General features: G+C 69.2%; 18 protein-coding genes, 3 tRNA genes and 1 pseudogene. All 22 read left to right on the forward strand.

The features are described 5' to 3' along the window. Positions 1–1751 (forward strand): replication initiator (locus E1165_RS20080; protein WP_243704884.1); only part of this gene is annotated, 1751 nt, incomplete at its 5' end. Next, complete coding sequence (locus tag E1165_RS20085; RefSeq protein WP_126711246.1) at positions 1748–1933, forward strand: AlpA family transcriptional regulator; 186 nt, start codon at positions 1748–1750, stop codon at positions 1931–1933. The genes E1165_RS20080 and E1165_RS20085, both read left to right, overlap by 4 nt. After that, on the forward strand, positions 1930–3366 hold the full coding sequence (locus E1165_RS20090; protein WP_132393338.1) for a tyrosine-type recombinase/integrase: 1437 nt from the start codon (positions 1930–1932) through the stop codon (positions 3364–3366). The genes E1165_RS20085 and E1165_RS20090 overlap by 4 nt, the downstream gene beginning before the upstream one ends. 41 nt (positions 3367–3407) lie before the next feature. Further along, a complete protein-coding gene (locus tag E1165_RS20095; protein ID WP_132393339.1) occupies positions 3408–4121 on the forward strand; it encodes a DUF6518 family protein in 714 nt (237 codons plus the stop codon). Between the two features lie 770 nt (positions 4122–4891). Then, a complete protein-coding gene (locus tag E1165_RS29090) occupies positions 4892–5041 on the forward strand; it encodes a hypothetical protein (RefSeq protein WP_165945270.1) in 150 nt (49 codons plus the stop codon). A 67-nt stretch (positions 5042–5108) separates the two neighbouring features. Continuing rightward, entirely contained in the window at positions 5109–7637 is a 2529-nt protein-coding gene (locus E1165_RS20100; RefSeq protein ID WP_132393340.1) for a bifunctional diguanylate cyclase/phosphodiesterase, read from the forward strand. Positions 7638–7733: 96 nt separating this feature from the next. Then, positions 7734–7806, forward strand: a tRNA-Thr gene (locus E1165_RS20105). Positions 7807–7832: 26 nt separating this feature from the next. Further along, positions 7833–7905: transfer RNA gene (locus tag E1165_RS20110), tRNA-Met, on the forward strand. Positions 7906–8037: 132 nt separating this feature from the next. Then, positions 8038–8205 carry a 50S ribosomal protein L33 gene (gene rpmG, locus E1165_RS20115; protein WP_013288652.1) on the forward strand — a complete coding sequence of 56 codons (168 nt, stop codon included), beginning with the start codon at positions 8038–8040 and terminating at the stop codon, positions 8203–8205. A 121-nt stretch (positions 8206–8326) separates the two neighbouring features. Then, positions 8327–8773, forward strand: a complete 447-nt coding sequence (locus tag E1165_RS20120; RefSeq protein WP_132393341.1) for a MaoC family dehydratase N-terminal domain-containing protein — start codon at positions 8327–8329, stop codon at positions 8771–8773. Between the two features lies 1 nt (position 8774). Beyond that, positions 8775–9167, forward strand: coding sequence for a MaoC/PaaZ C-terminal domain-containing protein (locus tag E1165_RS20125; RefSeq protein WP_132393342.1), 393 nt, complete (start codon positions 8775–8777; stop codon positions 9165–9167). A 116-nt stretch (positions 9168–9283) separates the two neighbouring features. Next, positions 9284–9356: transfer RNA gene (locus E1165_RS20130), tRNA-Trp, on the forward strand. Positions 9357–9569: 213 nt separating this feature from the next. Next, positions 9570–9953: a preprotein translocase subunit SecE gene (secE, locus tag E1165_RS20135; protein WP_132393343.1), complete on the forward strand. Its 384-nt coding sequence runs from the start codon at positions 9570–9572 to the stop codon at positions 9951–9953. Positions 9954–9991: 38 nt separating this feature from the next. Further along, entirely contained in the window at positions 9992–10714 is a 723-nt protein-coding gene (gene nusG / locus E1165_RS20140; RefSeq protein ID WP_132393344.1) for a transcription termination/antitermination protein NusG, read from the forward strand. A 196-nt stretch (positions 10715–10910) separates the two neighbouring features. Further along, positions 10911–11342 carry a 50S ribosomal protein L11 gene (rplK, locus tag E1165_RS20145; RefSeq protein WP_013288647.1) on the forward strand — a complete coding sequence of 144 codons (432 nt, stop codon included), beginning with the start codon at positions 10911–10913 and terminating at the stop codon, positions 11340–11342. 83 nt (positions 11343–11425) lie between these two features. Next, positions 11426–12142: a 50S ribosomal protein L1 gene (gene rplA, locus E1165_RS20150; protein WP_132393345.1), complete on the forward strand. Its 717-nt coding sequence runs from the start codon at positions 11426–11428 to the stop codon at positions 12140–12142. A 391-nt stretch (positions 12143–12533) separates the two neighbouring features. Continuing rightward, entirely contained in the window at positions 12534–13079 is a 546-nt protein-coding gene (gene rplJ / locus E1165_RS20155; protein WP_132393346.1) for a 50S ribosomal protein L10, read from the forward strand. Positions 13080–13134: 55 nt separating this feature from the next. Beyond that, on the forward strand, positions 13135–13524 hold the full coding sequence (gene rplL / locus E1165_RS20160; protein ID WP_132180548.1) for a 50S ribosomal protein L7/L12: 390 nt from the start codon (positions 13135–13137) through the stop codon (positions 13522–13524). Positions 13525–14118: 594 nt separating this feature from the next. After that, positions 14119–17550, forward strand: coding sequence for a DNA-directed RNA polymerase subunit beta (locus E1165_RS20165; protein ID WP_132393347.1), 3432 nt, complete (start codon positions 14119–14121; stop codon positions 17548–17550). A gap of 80 nt (positions 17551–17630) precedes the next feature. Continuing rightward, positions 17631–21518 (forward strand): DNA-directed RNA polymerase subunit beta', encoded by a 3888-nt coding sequence (locus E1165_RS20170; protein ID WP_132393348.1) that lies wholly within the window; start codon positions 17631–17633, stop codon positions 21516–21518. A 153-nt stretch (positions 21519–21671) separates the two neighbouring features. Continuing rightward, entirely contained in the window at positions 21672–22064 is a 393-nt protein-coding gene (locus E1165_RS20175) for a hypothetical protein (RefSeq protein WP_132393349.1), read from the forward strand. Positions 22065–22170: 106 nt separating this feature from the next. After that, positions 22171–22682, forward strand: a pseudogene (locus E1165_RS29565) (hypothetical protein); the annotation flags it as partial.

A 22682-nucleotide genomic window follows, 5' to 3' on the forward strand; every position in this document is an offset into this window, starting at 1 on the left:
CCCCCGCCACCCCGGCCCCGGTTGCTCCTCGGCCGGGGTCGCGGGCGGCCCGCATGGCGCTGCCCCGCTCGGTCGACGTGCTCAAGCAGATCGCCATCGAGTACGGCGTCTGCGTCCGCCCCCTCGCCATGCGCCGCACCGACCTCGACACCGGACTGACCGAGGTCATCGACCTGCCCTGCGGCGCCACCCGCGAAGACAAATGCCCGCCCTGCGCCAAGAAGAACCGCCGGCTGCGGCAGGCCCAGATCCGCGAAGGCTGGCACCGCGACGACGAACCCCTACCCGGCCCCGAACCAGCCACCGAGGCGCAGAAGTCACTGATCCTCTTCCGCGCACACCTGGAGTTCGCCCGTGACGAGGCGGTCCGCGCCGCCCAATGGGACCAGGTCGCCGACATCGACGAAGCCATCCGCGAAGTCGAAGAGGCCATCGCCGCTGAGGGCCTGCGCGGGCGCGTCGGACCACCCCACAGCAGCGTCGACGACGACCAAGACGACGAACCCGGCCGCCGGCGCAAGCGCTCCACCAAACGCCGTCAGGACGCACCCGACCTGCCCCGGCGCAAGGTCGAGCGGCGCACCGTCGGTAAGACGTACACCGCCCCGGACGGCACCACCTACCGGCCGTCGATGTGGCTCACGCTCACCCTCGACTCGTACGGCCCGGTCCGCCCCGACGGCACCCCGGTCAACCCCGACCGATACGACTACCGCCGCGCCGCCTGGGACGCCGTGCACTTCCCCCGGCTGCTCGACCGGTTCTGGCAGAACCTGCGCCGCTGCGAAGGCTGGAACGTCCAATACGCCGGCTGCGTCGAGCCCCAACGCCGACTCGCCCCACACGCCCACTTCGCCATCCGAGGCACCATCCCCCGCGACGTCCTGCGCACCGTCGCCGCCGCGACCTACCACCAGGTGTGGTGGCCCCCGGTCGACGTCCAGCGCTACACCCTCGACCGCCTCCCCGTCTGGGACGAGCAGGCCGCAGGGTGGGTCGACCCAGACACCCGCCAGCCGCTGACCACCTGGACGGAAGCCCTCGACACCATCGACAACGACCCCGACGCCGAACCCGTGCACGTGGTCCGCTTCGGCGCCCAGGTCGACGCCCGCGGCGTCATGCCCGGGACCGAAGACGCCGAGCGCACCATCCGGTACGTCACGAAGTACATCACCAAGAACACCGGCGACTGCCACAAGGCGACCACCGACCGGCAACGGGCACACCTGGACCGGCTGTGGCGGGAACTGCGGGTCACTCCGTGTACCGACCGGTGTGCCAACTGGCTGCTCTACGGCGTCCAGCCCAAGAAGGCACACGCAAAGCTCAAGCCCGGCCGCTGCAAGGGCAAGGTCCACCAACGCGACACCCTCGGCATCGGCGGCCGGCGCATCCTCATCTCCCGCGACTGGTCCGGCAAAACCCTCGCCGACCACAAACACGACGTACGCGCCTGGGTCCGAGCACTGCTCGGCACCACCACCGACAGCACCACGGCCAGCGGCGACGCCGGGCAGCTCGTCGACGACCAGGCCGACACCACCGAACGGGTCCGGCACGCCTGGGAACTCGCCCGACCCGACGACCCCGACGTCGGCCCCCTGACCCACCGACTCATGCGCTCCATCAGCGAACGCGCCCGCTGGCGGACCGAACTACTCGCCGCCAAGGACCGGGCCGCCCAGGAGTCCTCAGATCTTTCGGCAACTCAGCACGACGCGCAGCACATGGGGGAGGAGTCGCATTGAACGAGGAACTGTTGACCGTGCCGGAAGTGCTCGCCGAGCTGCGCGTATCGCGCTCGACCTGGTTCTACTGGCGGCAGACCGGCAAGGGACCACGGGTAATCAAACTCCCGAACGGGCAACTGCGGGTCCGCCGGTCGGCGCTCGGTCGGTGGCTCGGTGACCTGGAGCAGGACGCCGCATGAAGAGCTACGAGGTCCAGATCTGGGAGATCACCAAACGTGCCGACCGGAAAGCTCGACCGTGGCGGGTCCGCTGGGCAGTGAGCGGCCAGCGTCACGAGGAGATGTTCCGTACCAAGGCCCTGGCGCACTCGTTCCGCGCCGAGCTGGTCCAGGCGGCCAACGCGGGAGAGCCCTTCGACCCGGCCACCGGCCGTCCAGTCTCTGAGGTTAGGACCAAAAACACCACCACCTGGTACGCGCACAGCCGTGCGTACGTCGAGATGAAGTGGCCCCGAGCGGCGGCCAAGACCCGGCGGTCGATCGTCGAGGCGCTGACCTCCATCACGGTGACCCTGACCCGGCCGAACCGGCGGGGTCGCCCGCATGACGCCCTGCTCCGTGAAGCCCTGTACCTCTACGGCTTGAACCCTCGCCGCTGGTCCGAGGAGATTCCGACCGAGCATGCGGCGGCGCTGGCCTGGCTGGAAACCGCGTCCCTGCCGGTCGTCGAGCTGGACTCGCCCGCGATGGTCCGCCGCGTTCTCGACAGCCTCTGCGTGCGCCTCGACGGCAAGCCGGCGGCTGCCTCCACCGTCCAGCGCAAGCGGGCCACCTTCTACAACGTGCTCGGGTACGCCGTCGAGCTGGAGCTGATCGACTCCAACCCGGTCGACCGGGTGCAGTGGACCGCCCCCGAGGTTGCGCAGTCGATTGACCGGCGGGTGGTAGCGAACCCGGCCCAGGTCGCCACGCTGCTGGAGGCGGTGAAATCTCTCGGCAAACGGGCCGACAAGGTCACCGCGTTCTTCGGCTGCCTCTACTACGCCGGGATGCGGCCCTCAGAAGCGGCGGACCTACGGCGGGAAGACTGCGACCTTCCCGGGCGCTGCCTGGCCTGCGGGGCCGACTTCGACGACCTGGTGGCGGTCAAGCCTTCGGCGTCGTGCGATCACGAGAAGATCGAATACCGCTGGGGCCGCCTGGTGCTCGCGGGCACCTCGCCGCGGGCCGGGTCGCACTGGACGGATGACGGCGAGTCGCACGAGCGGCGCGGCCTCAAGCACCGGGCGCGGCAGGAGACCCGGACCGTCCCGATCCCGCCCCGGCTCGTCCAGCTGCTGTGCGCGCACATCGAGAATCACGGCGTCGGCCCGGACGGCCGGTTCTTCCGTGGCCTGCACGGCGGGCCGCTCTCCGAGTCGGTGTACGACCGGTGGTGGAAGCTCGCCCGGGAGAGGGCGCTCACCGAGGCGCAGGTGGCCTCGCCTCTCGTACGCCGTCCGTACGACCTGCGTCACGCAGCTGCCTCGCTCTGGCTGAATGCCGGCGTCCCGCCGACCGAGGTCGCCCGGCGCCTGGGCCACGGCGTCGCCGTCCTGCTCCGGGTCTACGCCAACTGCATTGACGGGGGAGACGACACCATGAACGACAAGATCGGCGACGCCCTCGGATGATGGCGGAGCACAGTGAACCTCGATTATCCGGCGGTGTCCGAATGACGGAGTTGAAGGCCCTCGGCAGACGGCCGGTGCGGCGTGAGGTGCTTCCCCCGGTTCTCGCGGGAGTCGCCCTGGGGATGGCCGCATTCACTGCCGATCTCGTGCCGGAAGCTGTGGGCAGGCTCCTCGTACCAGCCTTCAGTTCGGGATTCGCCTGGGCCGCCGTGGCCCTCGCCGTGAGCTACTACGCCGCGACCTTGAGATCAGCTCTGGTCGCTGGGGTCGGCACACTCGCCCTGGCGACTCTGACCTACTACAGCCTCGTCGCCTCGCTGAGTCGGCAGTGGCTCAGCGGTTCGGCGCCACCACCGGACGGCCTCGGCTCCACCATGCGGGCGTCGGCCTTCTGGCTGGCTGGTTCGTTGCTTGGCGGATTGGTGCTTGGCTACTTCGCCCACGTACTCAGGACGGGTACTACCCGCAACGCCGGCATGGCTCTCGGCGTAGCGCTCGGGCTGCTTGCCGGGGAGGCGGCCTACACCCTCCTCTACATCGCGTTCGTCTGGCTCGGTCCCATGGATTCCTTCGTCTGGACGAGGCTGGGGGCGGCAACGGTGCAACTTCTCCTTGCGGCAGCAGCCGCCCTCGTTGCGTTACGGCTCCGCCGGCCGCCGGTCTCACTGCGGGTCTTCTTGATGGCCGCCGCGGTGGCGACGGTGGCGAGCATCGCGAGTTGGCATCTCATCGAGTCGGTTCGGATGACGCTGTAACCGCGAGCGGCGTCCTGGGGGCAAAGTTCCATCCGTGGGCAGATGGTGGGCGGCTCTCCCTCGGACGGGCGGTTGGAAGGCAGAAACAGCAGCTCAGTGACTATGCCCCACCCAAGATCACGGACGCCCTGTAAATCCGTCGCGAAAGCTACAGGGGTTCGAATCCTCTACCCGCCACCAGGTGCAAGACGAAGCCCTTGACCAGCTAGAACCTGGTCAAGGGCTTCTTCCGTGGGGCGAGGAGACGCCGGAGAAGTCGACCGTGTGGTGCGCGACCGGCCTCCGGCGAACCCGCCCCCTCCCGTGATTCAGGCGTACCAGCGGCACCCCGGCCCGGACGAGGCCGTTCCACCACGCTCGGGGCGAGTGGCCCCTGTCGACAAAGGGTCGAGCCTGCCGGCGGGGAGGGTTGGATCCGTGAGTCGACAAAGCCGGGCCGCCGGTCGGACTCCGGATGGCGGGAGAAGGTATGGTGGTCGATGTGTCGGCGGGTGGTGATCAGGTGGCTCTCCGCATGCCCGCCCTTCCGTGAGGCGAGACGTGTGGCTATGCTCGGTACCGCCCGTTTGCGACCTTGGTCGTTTCTGCGGGAATGGAGGCCCGACCATGTCGGGATGACCTGGCCACATGGCCCATTGTCGGCAACCAGACGGTCCGCTCTCCCCGAGCGGGTGGTCCGACCTCGCCTGTCACGACTTCTCACGCCCGACGCGCCTGTGGCACCATCGTGGAATCTCCATCGTCTTCCCCCTGCCGACAGGAGCGCACTGATGTCTGGTCGTAGGCCTGGACGGCTGCTCGGCATGACCCTTGCGACGCTCACCCTGGCCGCGATCGTTGTCGGGATTCTTCCCCTCGGCGGCGAGCCCATGCTGGACTACGACTGGTCAGCCGCCGTGACGCAGGCCGTCGTCAGGTGACTGTTCGTCCCTGAAGCTCCGCCCGACTCCTGCGTGGGCGGCCCGGGCGAGCCTGCGAAGGAGCGGGATGACTCGGCGTCAACCCCCGGCGCGTAGGCCGACCGACTCGGCCTGGCTGATCACGGGTCCGTTGGCCCTGATCACCGTCGCCTGTTGCGCCGTGCTGCTCGCCTTCCGGCCGCCTGGCCCGGACGACCTGCTGCCGGGAGCACTCCTCCTGGTCGCGATGGTCGCCGCCGGGACGCAGGTCCTGCACTTCGTCGTACGGCGTCAGGCGTTCTCGGTCACCCTCACCGAGATTCCGCTCGTCCTCGTCTTCTACTACCTCGAACCGGCGTCGGTCATCCTCGTCGTGACCCTCGCGGCGGGCATCGGTCACCTGCGCCGGCGGATCAACGCCGCGAAGACCTGGTTCAACGTCGCCAAGGCGGGCGCGGCCGGGTCGCTGGCCAGCCTCGTCCTGCTCGCCATGCCGCCGATCGACGGGGCGGGGCCGGTCACCTGGGGCGCCCTCTTCGTGGCGGTCGGCACCTACACCCTGTTCGCCCTGGCGGCGGTCAGCGGGGTGATCAGTCTGATCCAGGGCTGGCAGGCGGGCTGGGACATGGTCCGTACGGCCGCCCCGACGCTGCTCGCCCCGGCGGTCAACGTCGCCATCGGGCTCGTGGTCCTGATCGTGCTGGACAGCAACGCCTGGGCGAGCCTGCTGCTCGCGGCGGTGGCCGTCGCGGTGACCCTGGTCTACCGCTCGTACTCGCGGTTCTTCCGGCAGCACCGGACGCTGAGCGACCTGTACGACCTCACCCGGGCGATGACCCAGAGCGGCCAGGACGGCACCCTCGTGGACGCCCTGCTCGGCCGGGTCCGTGGCCTGATGCAGGCGGAATTCGCCACGCTCTGGCTCCCGCCGCAGGGCCGACACCCGGAGGTGCTGCTCACCGCACGGGTCGACGACCCGGGGTTGTTGGACTTCGCGCCGGGGCCGATGGAGATCCGGGAACGGGTGCGCCAGACGGGGGAGACGGCGACCGCGGGCCGCCGGTTCGGCACCGAGGTCGACCAGCGGACGGTTGTCGGCGACAACCCCGTCAAGGAGTTGATCGTCGTCCCGCTGCGTTCGGGCCAGGCGGTGATCGGCACCCTGGAGGTGGTCAACCGGCTCAGCGACACCAACCACTTCACCTCGGCCGACATCCCCGTCTTCGAGACGGTCGCCGCCCACGCCGCGGTCGCGCTGGAGAACTCCCGGCTGGTCGACCGGTTGCGGCACGACGCTTACCACGACGCGCTCACCAAGCTGCCGAACCGGCGGCGGATCACCGCGGCGCTGGACGAGGCGGTGAAGATCAGGGCTCCCGGCGAGGTGGTGGCGCTGCTGCTGTTCGACGTGGACCGGCTGCGGCAGGTCAACGAGTCACTCGGGCACGCCGCCGGGGACAAGGTCCTCGTCGAGGTCGCCGACCGGTTGCGCGCGTACGCGCCCGCCGGTGCCCTGGTCGGTCGGGCCGGCGGCGACGAGTTCCTGCTCACCCTCCGGCTGGAGAGCGCCGAGGCGGCCCTGGACCTCGCCGGGCAGATCCGCGAGCAGATCCGTGACGAGATGGTCTTCGACGCGCTCACCCTGGACGTCGACACGGCCGTCGGCGTGGCGGTCCACCCGGAGCACGGTAGTGACGCCGCGACGTTGCTGCAGCGGGTGGATCTGGCGGCGACGGCGGCCAAGTCGGTGCCGGGCAGCGTGCAGCTGTTCAACCCGGCGCTGGAGTCCCGGTCGCTGCACCGGCTGGGGCTCGCCGGTGACCTGCGCCGGGCGCTCGGCGAGGAGGGTCTGGAGGTCTACTTCCAGCCCAAGGTGACCCTGCGGGACCGCCGTCTGGTGGGGGTGGAGTGCCTGGCCCGGTGGGAGCATCCGGCGCACGGCACGGTCGCCCCGGACGACTTCGTCCCGGTGGCCGAGCACACCGGCCAGTTGGGCCGGCTGACCGAGTTCGTGCTCCGTGAGGGGCTGCGCCGCAGCCGGGACTGGGGCCATGCCGACCAGGCGCTCGCCGTGGCGGTGAACATCTCCGCCCGTACGCTCACCGACCAGCACTTTCCGGCCCAGGTACGGGAGTTGCTCGACGAGTACGGCGTGCCGCCGCAGCGGCTCACGCTGGAGATCAAGGAGTCGGGAGTGCTGGACGGCACGGACCGTCCGATCCCCACCCTGCGCCGCCTGCGGGACCTCGGTGTACGGCTCTCGGTGGACGACTTCGGCACCGGTGACTCGTCCCTGGCCCACCTGCGTCGACTGCCGGTGCACGAGGTGAAGGTGGACCGCTCGTTCGTGCAGGGCATGGCGACCGACCCGGGCGACCTGGCGATCGTCAACGCGGTGGTCACCCTCTCCCAGCAGTTCGGGCTGACCGTGGTGGCCGAGGGGGTGGAGAGCGAGCTGACGCTGGAGTTGTTGCAGGACATCGGCTGTGAGATCGGCCAGGGCTTCCTGTTCAGCCGCCCACTGCCGTACGAGCGGCTGGAGGCGTGGTTCGGTGCCCAGGTGGACCCGGAGACGCTTGCCGCCGGTGAGCTGCCCCGACTGCGGGTGGTGCCCTGACCAGGGTCGACGCCCGGAGGGGGGAGTCGATTTCCTGCCCGGCGGAGGGCCGTGTAATGTATCTCCTGCGCGAGGCCCTGCGGGGTGATCGGGCAGGCCCCCTTAGCTCAGTCGGCAGAGCGTCTCCATGGTAAGGAGAAGGTCTACGGTTCGATTCCGTAAGGGGGCTCAGAGGGTCCGGCTGGACCCGCCTGCGGCGGTGTAGCTCAGATGGCAGAGCAAGCGGCTCATAATCGCTGTGTCGCCGGTTCAAGTCCGGCCACCGCTACTCTCGTCCTCCGGGCACACTCCGGTGGTCGGTGAAACGGGCGCCACAGGCGCCCACTTTGCATGTCCGCGCATTGACCGCGTAGGCTGATGCGCTGTAGTTGTCACCCGTTAGCGAGGAAGGCACTCCGCCGTGGCGAAGGCGACCGATGTCCGGCCGAAGATCACTTTGGCGTGTGTGGAGTGCAAGGAGCGCAACTACATCACGCGCAAGAACCGTCGTAACGACCCGGACCGCATCGAGCTGAAGAAGTTCTGCCCCCGGGACGGCAAGCACACGGTCCACCGCGAGACCCGCTGACCCTCGGCCGTCCGGCCCGGTCTCGCAGCGACACCCGAACGCCGATCCGCACGGATGGCGTGGCGACAGCCGCGCCTCCCGTACGGGTCGGCGTTCGTGCTGTGCGTGTAGGTTCGGCGGCATGTCCCTGGACCCGTCCTTCGTCGGCCGAACCTATCCGCCGACCGCCCCCTACCAGGTGGGCCGAGAAAAAATCCGCGAGTTCGCCACCGCCATCGGGGCCACCGACCCCGCCCACCACGACCCGGCGGCGGCCCGGAAGCTCGGCCATCGGGACGTGGTCGCCCCGCCGACCTTTCCCGTGGTGATCACCATGGCGGCCAGCCGGCAGATCGTCGAGGACCCGGCGCTCGGCGTCGACTACAGCCGGGTCGTCCACGGCGACCAGCGCTTCGCGTACACCCGTCCGGTGGTCGCCGGGGACGAACTGGTCTGCGTCAACACCATCGAGGAGGTCACCAGCCGGGGCGGGCACGGGTTCCTGACCACCCGCACCGACGTGACCGACGCCGCCGGCGAGCCGGTGGTCGCCGTCTGGTCCAAGATCGTCGTACGCGGGGAGGCCTGACATGGAGTTGCCGACCCAGACCTTCCGGGTCACCCGGGCGGACCTGATCCGCTATGCGGGCGCCTCGGGCGACTTCAACCCGATCCACTGGAGTGACCGGGTCGCCACCTCGGTGGGGCTGCCGGGGGTGATCGCGCACGGGATGTTCACCATGGCGCTGGTCGGCCGGGCGGTGACCACCTGGGCCGGCGCGCCCGACGCGGTGGTCGACTTCGGGGTCCGGTTCACCCGTCCGGTGGTGGTGCCGGACGACGACGAGGGCACCGAGGTGGAGGTCGCCGCAAAGGTGAAGGAGGTCACCGAGGACGGCCTGACCAGGCTAGACGTCACGGCGACCTGCCGTGGGGAGAAGGTCCTGTCGCAGGCCCGGGCAACGGTCCGGACGCCGCGCTGAGAGGTGATCGCCGGGACCGGTTGGGAAAGTCGGGGCACTACCCGTACACTGGTCCGCCGTGGGGCAAGTGACCCCTGCCCGGCTCTGCAGGCCGGGTGGGGCGACCGTTGCCGCACAGGGGTGTAGCTCAATTGGCAGAGCAGCGGTCTCCAAAACCGCAGGCTGCAGGTTCAAGTCCTGTCACCCCTGCGCCTCAGGCCTGACCGTTCCCGTGGGTCGCGCCGCCAGACGGCGGCGTCCGGCCCGTGGTGGTGGCATCGGCGGGGTGGCTCCGAGGCATCGGGCCCCCTTCGTCCGGTCCGCCGGCCGCGGCCCGTCGCGGGACGGTTGGTCCGGCCGGCGTGACCAGCGCCGCGTACGCCGCACCGGCGTACGACCCGATACCCCGCGACGGAGGGCGAAGTGGCCGACAGCAAGCGGCGCGGCGAGGACGCCGGCGACGACGGTCTGCGCGACGAGGTCGTCGACGACGTGGCCGCCGACGACGACGCCACCGGCGCGGACGAGCCGGTCTCCCGGGGCGGCACCGCGACCCGTGAGCGGGCGGCGGACAGCAGGCCGAAGACCCGCACCGAGACCGACAAGGTGGGACTCTTCGGCCGCATCGCGCGTTTCTTCCGCGAGGTGGTCGCCGAGCTGCGTAAGGTCATCTGGCCGACCCGCAAGGAGCTGCTGACCTACACCGCCGTGGTGGTGACGTTCGTCGCGGTGGTGCTGACGATCGTGGGCCTTCTCGACTTCGCGTTCGCGAAGGGCGTGCTGTGGGTCTTCGGCAACCCCAGCTGACCGGCCGACTGAGCCGATAGTGACGGAAGTGAGCGAGCGTGCCTGAGTACGACGAGACCGCCGAGACCACGGGCGAGCAGTCCACGGTGGCGACGGCGGCCAGTGACGAGTCGGTCGAGGCCGCCAGCGAGCCGGAGTTCCCGACCACCGAGCCGGCGCCGGAGGAGGACTACGATCCGGTCGCCGAGCTGCGCCAGAAGCTGCGCTACGCGCCGGGCGACTGGTACGTGGTGCACTCGTACGCCGGCTACGAGAACAAGGTCAAGACCAACCTCGAGACCCGGATCACGTCCCTCGACATGGAGGACTACATCTACCAGGTCGAGGTGCCGACCCGGGAAGAGGTCGAGGTCAAGAACGGTAAGCGGTCCCAGGTCCAGGCCAAGGTCTTCCCCGGCTACATCCTGGTCCGGATGGAGCTGACCGCCGAGTCCTACTCCTGCGTGCGTAACACCCCGGGGGTCACCGGCTTCGTGGGCGCGACGGACCGGGCCGACCGGCCCGCGCCGCTCAGCCTGGACGAGGTGCTGAAGTGGCTGGCCCCGGCGGTCGAGGCCGTGGAGAAGAAGGCCAAGCCCGAGGTCAGGGTTCTCGACTTCGAGGTCGGCGACTCGGTCACCGTCACCGACGGCGCGTTCGCGTCGCTGCCGGCGACGATCAGCGAGATCAACGCCGACCAGCAGAAGCTCAAGGTGCTGGTGTCGATCTTCGGCCGGGAGACCCCGGTCGAGCTGAACTTCAACCAGGTCACCAAGATCTGACGCGTCCGGTCGCCGGCGGTGGGCAGCGGCCCTCCGCCGGCGTACTCGTTCCGGCCCTGTCGGTGAAGCTGGACGGACCTCGACGGACGGGGCGGCGGAGCGCTGCGCTACCCTAGAACGTCGCCGTTGTCGTACCGCGTTGACCGTGCGCGCCCGCGGCCGGTGAATATCCCAGTTTCAAGCCCCAGGAAGAGACATGCCTCCGAAGAAGAAGCTCGTCAAGACGTTCACGCTTCAGTTGCCGGCGGGCCAGGCCACTCCGGCGCCGCCGGTCGGTCCCGCGCTCGGCCAGCACGGCGTGAACATCATGGAGTTCTGCAAGTCCTACAACGCGCAGACCGAGTCCCAGCGGGGCGACATCGTCCCCGCCGAGATCAGCGTGTACGAGGACCGCACCTTCACCTTCGTGCTGAAGACCCCGCCCGCCGCCCGGCTGCTGATCAAGGCCGCCGGCGTGCAGAAGGGCTCCGGTGTGCCGCACAAGGAGAAGGTGGGCTCCGTGACCCGCGCCCAGCTGCGTGAGATCGCCGAGAAGAAGATGGCCGACCTCAACGCCAACGACATCGACCAGGCTGAGAAGATCATCGCCGGCACCGCCCGGTCGATGGGTCTCACCGTCGCCGACTGACCTCGGTCACCGCTCTTTCCGATCAGATCGTGGGAGGGCTCGCGGACGCCGCGGCCCGCCATAGACCACAGGAGTAACCAGAAATGCAGCGCAGCAAGAGCTACCGCAAGGCCGCCGAGGTCATCGACCGGTCGAAGCTCTACACCCCCGCCGAGGCCGTCAAGCTGGCCAAGGAGACCACCAACGTCAAGTTCGACGCCACGGTCGAGGTCGCGATGCGCCTCGGCGTCGACCCCCGCAAGGCGGACCAGATGGTCCGCGGCACGGTCAACCTGCCGCACGGCACCGGTAAGACCGCCCGCGTGATCGTGTTCGCCGCCGGCGCGAAGGCCGAGGAGGCCGCCGCCGCCGGCGCGGACGAGGTGGGCACGGACGAGCTGGTCGCCCGGATCCAGGGCGGCTGGCTGGACTTCGACGCCGCGATCGCCACCCCGGACCAGATGGCCAAGATCGGCCGGATCGCGCGGATCCTGGGCCCGCGCGGCCTGATGCCGAACCCGAAGACGGGCACGGTGACCATGGACGTCACCAAGGCCGTCCAGGACATCAAGGGCGGCAAGATCACCTTCCGGGTGGACAAGCACTCCAACCTCCACCTGATCATCGGCAAGGCCTCGTTCTCCGAGACCCAGCTGATCGACAACTACGCCGCCGTCCTCGACGAGGTGCTGCGGGCCAAGCCGTCCGCGGCCAAGGGCAAGTACCTCAAGAAGGTCACCCTGACCACCACCATGGGCCCGGGCGTCCCGGTCGACCCGAACGTGGTGAAGAACCTCCAGGAGGCCGGCGTCGAGGGCTGACCACGGTTGTGCGAGGGGCCCCGCCACGATGTGGCGGGGCCCCTCGCCGTCGTGTCCGGTGACGTCCGCGCGGAGCGGGCGTGACCGGGGGCACGCGGAGGCGGTTTGGTGCTCGCCGGCTGTTCGCGTAACCTGGTGACGAAGTTCCACCCAGAGACCGCTGGTCACCGTGCCCCGGCACGGTCGAAGGTCCCGCGATGACGGGCGACCCGCGCAGGGCGGTAAGCGAAATCGGCAGTGTGTGTGGTCCGCCGACCATGTCCACGTCGCCGGCCCTCGCCCCGTGCGCCCTGCGCCGGGGCTTTCTCGTTGTCGCGATGCCTACGCCGCTGTCGGAGGGCCTGCCGGCCCGATGACAGCGACCAGCTCCGAGTAACGAGAGAGGAGGGACATGGCGGACAAGCCGATCCGGGCCGACAAGGCCACGGCCGTCGCTGAGCTGACCGAGAGCTTCCGCAACGCGGGCGCCGCGGTGCTCACCGAGTACCGTGGTCTGACGGTTTCCCAGCTCACCCAGCTGCGGCGCTCGCTCGGCAAGGAGACCACCTACACCGTCGCCAAGAACACGCTGGCGAAGCGTGCTGCGGTCGACGCGGGCATCTCCGGCCTCGACGAGCTGTTCACCGGTCCTACCGCGCTGACTTTCGTTTCGGGCGACGTCGTCGAGGCGGCGAAGGGGCTTCGCGACTTCGCGAAGGCCAACCCGAAGCTCGTCATCAAGGGCGGTGTCTTCGAGGGCAAGGCCATTTCCGCGGCCGAGGTCACGAAGCTCGCCGACCTGGAGTCCCGTGAGGTGCTGCTGGCCAAGCTGGCCGGCGCGATGAAGGGCAACCTGAGCAAGGCCGCGGCCCTGTTCCAGGCTCCGCTCTCCAAGACCGCCCGTCTGGCGGCCGCCCTGCAGGACAAGCGCGAGAAGGAGGGCGCCGAGGCGGCCTGAGGCCATCCCGGCGCACCCACGTTCTTAGTTTTCACTTCCAGAAAGGACGCCAGACATGGCGAAGCTCAGCACCGACGAGCTGCTCGACGCGTTCAAGGAGATGACGCTGATCGAGCTCTCCGAGTTCGTGAAGCAGTTCGAGGAGACCTTCGAGGTCACCGCCGCGGCTCCGGTCGCGATGGCCGCGGCCGCCCCGGGTGCCGCTGGCGGCGCCGCCGAGGCCGAGCCGGAGAAGGACGAGTTCGACGTCATCCTCGAGGCTGACGGCGGCAAGAAGATCCAGGTCATCAAGGTCGTGCGTGAGCTGACCGGCCTGGGCCTCAAGGAGGCCAAGGACCTGGTCGAGGCCGCGCCGAAGGCGGTTCTGGAGAAGGCCAACAAGGAGACCGCCGAGAAGGCGAAGGCCAAGCTCGAGGGCGAGGGCGCCAAGGTCACCCTCAAGTGACCTGAGTCGGCCTCTGGTCGACCCTTCGGCGCGCGTCCGGCTCACGTGAGCCGGAGCACACCGCATCGCGGCGGGCGGTGATCCGGGAACGGGTCACCGCCCGCTGTCGGTTGGTGGCTCACCGGTGGCAGTGGCGTGAGCAGGACTTCCGCCGCCCGGGGTACGGCTTGGGGGCGGTGCGTGGCGGTAGCCCGTCGGTGGGAAAGACGACGGCGACCGCAGCCGGCCCTTGACGCGGCACGGGCCTGCCAGGCACGCTGACACCAGCAAGACCTTCCGCGCTTGCGACGGCCTCCTCTCGGGTAATGGCAGCGGCAGCACATCTGCCGTGACACGACACCAGAGTGGTCCGGCAGGGACGACGTGTTCCGAGCGGCCTGGTGAGACCCGTTTTCCGGGGTTCCCGAGGCGCGTTCCGCGACGACCTGCGGGATGGGCTGGACAGCGGTTAGCCTCTCGGCTACACTGCTAGTTTGCGCTGCCTTCCGAATTGACCCCTGCTCGGAAATGTCCGTTTATGGATACTTCTGGTGGGGTCATTGGAGTGCACGCGTACCAGCCGTTCTGCAGCACCGGTCCTCGGAAGGACGCATCTTGGCAGCTTCCCGCCCTGCGAAGACCAGTCGTACGTCGAGCGCTTTCGCGCCCCGCCGAGTTTCTTTCGGCAGGATCACCGAACACCTCGAGGTCCCCAACCTCCTCGCCATCCAGAACGAGTCCTTCGACTGGCTCGTCGGCAACGAGGCTTGGCAGGGCCGGTCGGCGGACGACCCGCACGCACGCTCGGGTCTCGCGGAGATCCTCGACGAGATCAGTCCCATTGAGGACTTCTCCGGCACCATGTCGCTCTCCTTCTCGGCTCCGCGCTTCGACGAGGTCAAGGCCTCGATCGAGGAGTGCAAGGAGAAGGACCTGACCTACTGCGCCCCGCTGTTCGTGACCGCGGAGTTCACCAACAACACTACCGGCGAGATCAAGAGCCAGACGGTGTTCATGGGTGACTTCCCGATGATGACGCCGAAGGGCACCTTCATCATCAACGGCACCGAGCGAGTCGTGGTCAGCCAGCTCGTCCGGTCCCCGGGCGTCTACTTCGACAAGCAGCCGGACAAGACCTCCGACCGCGACCTCTCCAGCGTCAAGGTCATCCCGAGCCGGGGTGCCTGGCTGGAGTTCGACATCGACAAGCGCGACACGGTCGGCGTTCGCATCGACCGCAAGCGTCGGCAGGCCGTCACCGTGCTGCTCAAGGCCATCGGATGGTCCGCGGAGCAGATCCGCGAGCGGTTCGGTTGGTCCGAGCTGATGATGACCACGCTCGAGAAGGACCACATCGCCGGTCAGGACGAGGCCCTGCTCGACATCTACCGCAAGCTCCGCCCTGGCGAGCCGCCGACCCGCGAGAACGCGCAGACCCTGCTCGACAACCTCTTCTTCAACCCGAAGCGGTACGACGTCGCCAAGGTCGGCCGGTACAAGTTCAACAAGAAGCTCCAGCTGGAGGTGCCGATCACCACCGGCACGCTCACCGAGGACGACATCGTCGCCACCGTCGAGTACCTCTGCCGGCTGCACGCCGGTGAGGAGGGCTACGAGGCCGACGACATCGACCACTTCGGCAACCGGCGCCTGCGTACGGTCGGCGAGCTGATTCAGAACCAGGTCCGGGTCGGTCTGTCCCGGATGGAGCGGGTCGTCCGCGAGCGGATGACCACCCAGGACGTCGAGGCGATCACTCCGCAGACCCTGATCAACATCCGCCCGGTGGTGGCGGCGATCAAGGAGTTCTTCGGCACCTCGCAGTTGTCCCAGTTCATGGACCAGACCAACCCGCTGGCGGGTCTGACCCACCGGCGCCGGCTGAGCGCGCTCGGCCCGGGTGGTCTGTCCCGGGAGCGGGCCGGCTTCGAGGTCCGCGACGTGCACCCGTCCCACTACGGCCGGATGTGCCCGATCGAGACGCCGGAAGGCCCGAACATCGGTCTGATCGGCGCGCTGTCCACCTTCGCCCGGGTCAACCCGTTCGGCTTCATCGAGACGCCGTACCGGAAGGTCGTCGAGGGCCGGGTCACCGACCAGATCGACTACCTGACCGCGGACGAGGAGGACCGGTACGTCAAGGCGCAGGCCAACGCCCCGCTGAAGACGGACGGCACCTTCGCCGAGGACCGCGTCCTGGTCCGCCGTAAGGGCGGTGAGACCGAGGACGTCGCGCCGGGCGCCGTGGACTACATGGACGTCTCGCCGCGGCAGATGACCTCCGTCGCGACCGCGATGATCCCGTTCCTCGAGCACGACGACGCCAACCGGGCGCTGATGGGCGCGAACATGCAGCGCCAGGCGGTGCCGCTGGTGAAGGCGGAGTCGCCGCTGGTCGGCACCGGCATGGAGTACCGTGCCGCCGTCGACGCCGGTGACGTGGTGGTGGCCGAGGTCGGCGGTGTGATCGAGGATCTCTGCGCCGACTACATCACCATCCACCAGGACGACGGCCACCGCCGGACGTACCTGCTGCACAAGTTCCGTCGCTCCAACGCCGGCTCCTGCGTCAACCAGAAGCCGGTCGTCTTCGAGGGCGACCGGGTCGAGGCCGGTCAGGTCATCGCCGACGGTCCGTGCACCGACGAGGGCGAGATGGCGCTCGGGCGCAACCTGCTCGTGGCGTTCATGTGCTGGGAGGGCCACAACTACGAGGACGCGATCATCCTGTCGCAGCGCCTCGTGCAGCAGGACGTGCTCACCTCGATCCACATCGAGGAGCACGAGGTCGACGCCCGGGACACCAAGCTCGGCCCTGAGGAGATCACCCGGGACATCCCGAACGTCAGCGAGGAGATGCTCGCCGACCTCGACGAGCGCGGCATCATCCGGATCGGCGCCGAGGTCGTCCCCGGTGACATCCTGGTCGGCAAGGTCACCCCGAAGGGTGAGACCGAGCTGACCCCGGAGGAGCGGCTGCTCCGCGCGATCTTCGGTGAGAAGGCGCGCGAGGTCCGGGACACCTCGCTGAAGGTGCCGCACGGCGAGACCGGCACGGTCATCGGTGTGCGTACCTTCTCCCGGGAGGACGGCGACGAGCTGCCGCCGGGCGTCAACGAGCTGGTCCGGGTCTACGTCGCCCAGAAGCGCAAGATCCAGGACGGTGACAAGCTCGCCGGCCGGCACGGCAACAAGGGCGTCATCTCCAAGATCCTGCCGGTCGAGGACATGCCGTTCCTGGAGGACGGCACCCCGGTCGACATCGTGCTGAACCCGCTGGGTGTGCCGTCGCGGATGAACATCGGTCAGGTCCTGGAGACCCACCTGGGGTGGGTGGCCAAGACCGGCTGGAAGGTCGACGGCGACGACGCCGACTGGAAGCGCCAGCTCCGCTCGATCGACGCCCACGAGTCCGAGCCGGACACCAATGTGGCCACGCCGGTCTTCGACGGTGCCCGCGAGGAGGAGATCTCCGGTCTGCTCTCGTCGACCCTGCCCAACCGGGACGGCAAGCAGCTGATCGGTTCCTCCGGCAAGGCGCAGTTGTTCGACGGTCGCTCCGGCGAGCCGCTGCCGGACCCGATCGCGGTCGGCTACATCTACATCCTGAAGCTCAACCACCTGGTCGACGACAAGATCCACGCCCGGTCGACCGGCCCGTACTCCATGATCACGCAGCAGCCGCTGGGTGGTAAGGCGCAGTTCGGTGGCCAGCGCTTCGGTGAGATGGAGTGCTGGGCGATGCAGGCGTACGGCGCCGCGTACGCCCTGCAGGAGCTGCTGACCATCAAGTCCGACGACGTCCTCGGCCGGGTGAAGGTCTACGAGGCGATCGTCAAGGGCGAGAACATCCCCGAGCCGGGCATCCCGGAGTCGTTCAAGGTGCTGCTCAAGGAGCTGCAGTCGCTGTGCCTCAACGTCGAGGTGCTCTCCAGCGACGGCGTGGCCCTGGAGATGCGCGAGACCGACGACGAGGTGTTCCGGGCCGCGGAGGAGCTGGGCATCGACCTGTCCCGGCGCGAGCCGAGCTCGGTCGAAGAGGTCTGAGGTGAGCGGTCGGGAGCCGGCTCGCCGGCTCCCGACCCCACCCACTAGCTAGCAGTACAGACGACGACATAGGGGACATAGTGCTCGACGTCAACTTCTTCGACGAGCTGCGCATCGGCCTCGCCACCGCCGACGACATCCGTCAGTGGTCGCACGGTGAGGTCAAGAAGCCTGAAACGATCAACTACCGCACCCTCAAGCCGGAAAAGGACGGGCTCTTCTGCGAGAAGATCTTCGGTCCGCAGCGGGACTGGGAGTGCTACTGCGGTAAGTACAAGCGGGTCCGCTTCAAGGGCATCATCTGCGAGCGCTGCGGCGTCGAGGTGACCCGATCCAAGGTCCGTCGGGAGCGGATGGGGCACATCGAGCTCGCCGCTCCGGTGACCCACATCTGGTACTTCAAGGGCGTGCCGAGCCGGCTGGGCTACCTGCTGGACCTCGCCCCCAAGGACCTCGAAAAGATCATTTACTTCGCCTCGTACGTCGTGACCAGCGTGGACGCCGAGGCGCGTCACCGCGACCTCTCGACGATCGAGAACGAGATCCTGGCCGAGAAGCGGCAGTCCGAGAACAGCCGCGACTCGGAGATCGAGAAGCGGGCCGCCAAGCTCGAGGCCGACCTGGCCGAGCTGGAGGCCGAGGGCGCGAAGGCGGACGTCCGGCGCAAGGTCAAGGAGGGCGGAGAGCGCGAGATGCGCCAGATCCGCGACCGGGCCCAGCGCGAGATCGACCGCCTCGACGAGGTGCTCGAGACCTTCCGCAAGCTCGAGCCGAAGCAGTTGGTCACCGACGAACTGCTCTACCGTGAGCTGCGGGACCGCTTCGGCGAGTACTTCACCGGCGGCATGGGCGCCGAGGCCATCAAGGCCCTGGTCCAGAACATGGACCTCGACGCCGAGGCCGAGAGCCTGCGCGAGACCATCCGCTCCGGCAAGGGCCAGCGGAAGATCCGTGCCCTCAAGCGGCTGAAGGTCGTCGCGGCGTTCCAGAACACCCGCAACTCGCCGCTCGGCATGGTGCTCGACTGCGTCCCGGTCATTCCGCCGGACCTGCGCCCGATGGTGCAGCTCGACGGTGGCCGCTTCGCGACCTCCGATCTGAACGACCTGTACCGCCGGGTCATCAACCGGAACAACCGCCTCAAGCGGCTGATCGATCTCGGCGCGCCCGAGATCATCGTCAACAACGAGAAGCGGATGCTCCAGGAGGCCGTCGACGCGCTGTTCGACAACGGCCGTCGGGGCCGGCCGGTCACCGGTCCGGGTAACCGCCCGCTGAAGTCGCTGTCGGACATGCTCAAGGGCAAGCAGGGCCGGTTCCGGCAGAACCTGCTCGGCAAGCGCGTCGACTACTCCGGCCGTTCGGTCATCGTGGTCGGCCCGAAGCTGAAGCTGCACCAGTGCGGCCTGCCCAAGCAGATGGCGTTGGAGCTGTTCAAGCCGTTCGTCATGAAGCGGCTGGTCGACCTCAACCACGCGCAGAACATCAAGTCCGCCAAGCGGATGGTCGAGCGGCAGCGCCCGGTCGTGTGGGACGTGCTGGAAGAGGTCATCGGCGAGCACCCGGTGTTGCTCAACCGTGCCCCCACCCTGCACCGCCTGGGCATCCAGGCCTTCGAGCCGCAGCTGGTCGAGGGCAAGGCGATCCAGATCCACCCGCTGGTCTGCACCGCGTTCAACGCGGACTTCGACGGCGACCAGATGGCGGTCCACGTGCCGCTGTCCGCCGAGGCCCAGGCCGAGGCGCGGATCCTGATGCTCTCGTCGAACAACATCCTCAAGCCGGCGGACGGCAAGCCGGTCACCATGCCCACCCAGGACATGGTCATCGGCCTGTACCACCTCACTCACCTCACGTCGGGTGCCAAGGGTGAGGGTCGGGCGTTCAGCTCGGACGCCGAGGCGCGGATGGCCTTCGACAACGGTGAGCTGCACCTCCAGGCTCCGGTCCGGATCCGCCTGCGTGGCGTGGTCGGCGTCGACAACGGCGCCGGCGCCGAGCCGTGGACCGCCCCCGAGGGGTGGGTCGAGGGTGACCCGCTGACCGTGGAGACCACGCTCGGTCGGGTCCTGTTCAACGAGACGCTGCCGCAGGGCTACCGCTTCGTGAACTACGAGATCCGCAAGGGCCAGCTCTCGGCGATCGTCAACGACCTCGCCGAGCGTTTCCCGAAGGTGGCCCTGGCCGCGACCCTGGACGGCCTGAAGGAGGCCGGTTTCCACTGGGCCACCTGGTCCGGCGTCACCATCGGCATGGAGGACGTCATCGCTCCGCCGCGCAAGCGGGAGATCCTGGAGCGGTACGAGAAGGAAGCCGACCGGATCGACAAGCAGTACCAGCGTGGTCTGATGACCGCCGAGGAGCGTCGCGGCGAGCTCATCGAGATCTGGACCAAGGCGACCAACGAGGTCGCCAAGGAGATGGACACTGCGCTGCCGCAGGAGAACCCGCTGTGGAAGATGATCAACTCGGGTGCCCGCGGTAACCTGCTTCAGCTCCGGCAGATCGCGGCGATCCGTGGTCTGGTGGCCAACCCGAAGGGCGAGATCATCCCGCGGCCGATCAAGGCCTCGTACCGGGAGGGTCTGTCCGTGCTGGAGTACTTCATCTCCACGCACGGTGCCCGTAAGGGTCTCGCCGACACCGCGCTGCGGACCGCCGACTCGGGTTACCTGACCCGGCGTCTGGTGGACGTGTCGCAGGACGTCATCATCCGCGAGGAGGACTGCGGCACCGACCGCGCGATCCCGATGCAGATCGGGCAGCGGCTGGACGGCCGGCTGGTCACCCACGAGCACGTCGAGACCAGCGTGCACGCCCGTACCCTGGCCGACGACATCAAGGGGCCGGACGGCACCGTGGTCGCCGAGCGGGGTTCGGACCTCAACTCGATCCTGGTCGACAAGATCGTCGCTGCCGGGGTGGAGACGGTCCGGGTGCGCAGCGTGCTGACCTGCGAGTCGAAGCTGGGCGTCTGCGGTGCGTGCTACGGCCGCTCGCTGCCGACCGGCAAGACCGTGGACGTCGGTGAGGCGGTCGGCATCATCGCCGCCCAGTCGATCGGTGAGCCGGGTACCCAGCTGACGATGCGTACCTTCCACACCGGTGGTGTCGCGGGTGAGGACATCACCCAGGGTCTGCCCCGGGTCACGGAGATCTTCGAGGCCCGCGTGCCGAAGGGCAAGGCGCCGATCGCCGACACCCCGGGCCGGATCCGGATCGAGGACGGCGAGCGGTCCCGGAAGATCATCGTGGTGCCGGACGACGGCAGCGACGAGATCGTGTACGACAAGATCTCCAAGCGCGTCCGCCTGCGTACCCACGACGGCGACCACGTCGAGGTCGGCGAGAAGCTCACCGAGGGCACCATCGACCCGCACGAGCTGCTGCGCATCCTCGGCCCGCGCGCGGTCCAGGTCCACCTGACCCAGGAGGTCCAGGAGGTCTACCGCTCGCAGGGTGTGCTCATCCACGACAAGCACATCGAGATCATCATCCGGCAGATGCTCAAGCGGGTGACGGTCATCGACTCCGGCTCGACCGAGTTCCTGCCGGGTGTGCTGGTCGACCGGGCGCTGTTCGAGTCGGAGAACCGGCGACTCGTCTCCGAGGGCGGCGAGCCCGCCGCCGGTCGCCCGGTGCTGATGGGTATCACCAAGGCCTCGCTGGCCACCGATTCCTGGCTCTCGGCGGCCTCCTTCCAGGAGACCACCCGGGTGCTGACCGACGCGGCGATCAACTCCCGCAGCGACTCGCTCGTCGGCCTCAAGGAGAACGTGATCATCGGTAAGCTCATCCCGGCCGGTACGGGCATCAGCAAGTACCGCAACGTCCGGGTCGAGCCGACCGAGGAGGCGAAGGCCAAGGTCTACTCGATGACCGGCTACCCGGAGACCGACTACGGCTTCGGGCCGGCCAGCGGCCAGGCGGTGCCGCTGGACGACTTCGACTTCGGGTCGTACCGCTAAGCAGTGACACCACGAGGGTCGTCGGTGCCGGCGCTCGCGTGACGTGGTGTTCGAGGCGGCGGGCACCGGGCCGGCCGGTCACCTGGTTCTGGTTCCGTCTTCCGCCTGGGCGGTCTGCTCCTACTGACCGCTGGTGCCGGGCATGATGGGGGGATGATGACGGCTTCCGGCCCCGCCCCGGTGGCTCCGCTCCCCGGGCCGCCGCGGCACCCGACCGACCTGCGGCACCCGCTCGACCCCGACCCGGTACGGGCCACGAAGTCGCGGGCGGTCTTCGCGCTGGGCCTGATCGGCGCGCTGACCGGGCTGTTCGTCGGTGGGGTGGTGCCCGCCACGGTGGCCCTCCAACTGGCCCGGCAGGCGCGCCGGGAGGCGTACGCCTCCGGGGGCTACCTCACCGGCGCGGCCTGGCTGCGGCGCGGCGAGAGGTTGGCCTGGGTTGGCCTGGTGCTGGTCGCGGTGGCCGTGGTGACGCTGGTGGTGATCGGCGTGGTCCGGTACGCCGAGGCCCCCTTCGGGCGGGACTTCTCCTCGAACGTCGACTGACCCCGGTGACGGCCGCCCGCGCCGCGCGTGAGCCGTGTGTGCCGGCGGTAGCCTGGCCGGTGTCCGTCGCGCGGCGGTGGACGCGACTTCTTCCCAGGAGGACCACGTGACGGAACCGGCGTCGCCGTCGGGAGCCGACCCGGACGGCCGGCCCGCGGAGCCATCGGAGTCTGCCGTCACCGGCTTCGCCACCCTGGAACCGCCACCGCCGGGTTCCGCGCCCACCGGTCCCGCCTCGACCGATCCGGTGCCGCGGGACGTCGAGGCCCCGGCGTCGCCCGGCGTCGCCCCGGCCCGCCCGGTGTCGCCCGGCCCGGCTGAGGCGGAGCCCGGTTCCGTGCCGGTGAACCCGGATCCCGCGTCGTCGGCACCCACGTCGCCTGGTCAGGGCGGGGTGCGGTCACCGTGGGCGGCCCCGACGCCGGGGGGTGACCGGTCGGACCGCCCGCCGGAGGCCGCTGCCATCGGGTACGCCCCACCGCTCGTTCCGTACGGTTCGCAGCCGACTCCGGCGCCCGGCCCGTACCAGCAGCAGCCGGGTTGGCAGTTCGCGGCGTACCCGGGTGGGCGGCCGACCGTCGGGTGGCCGCCGCCGGCGCACGGCCGGCAGCCGCTGCC

The sequence above is a fragment of the Micromonospora sp. KC723 genome (assembly GCF_004348595.1).
Classification (GTDB): Bacteria; Actinomycetota; Actinomycetes; order Mycobacteriales; family Micromonosporaceae; genus Micromonospora.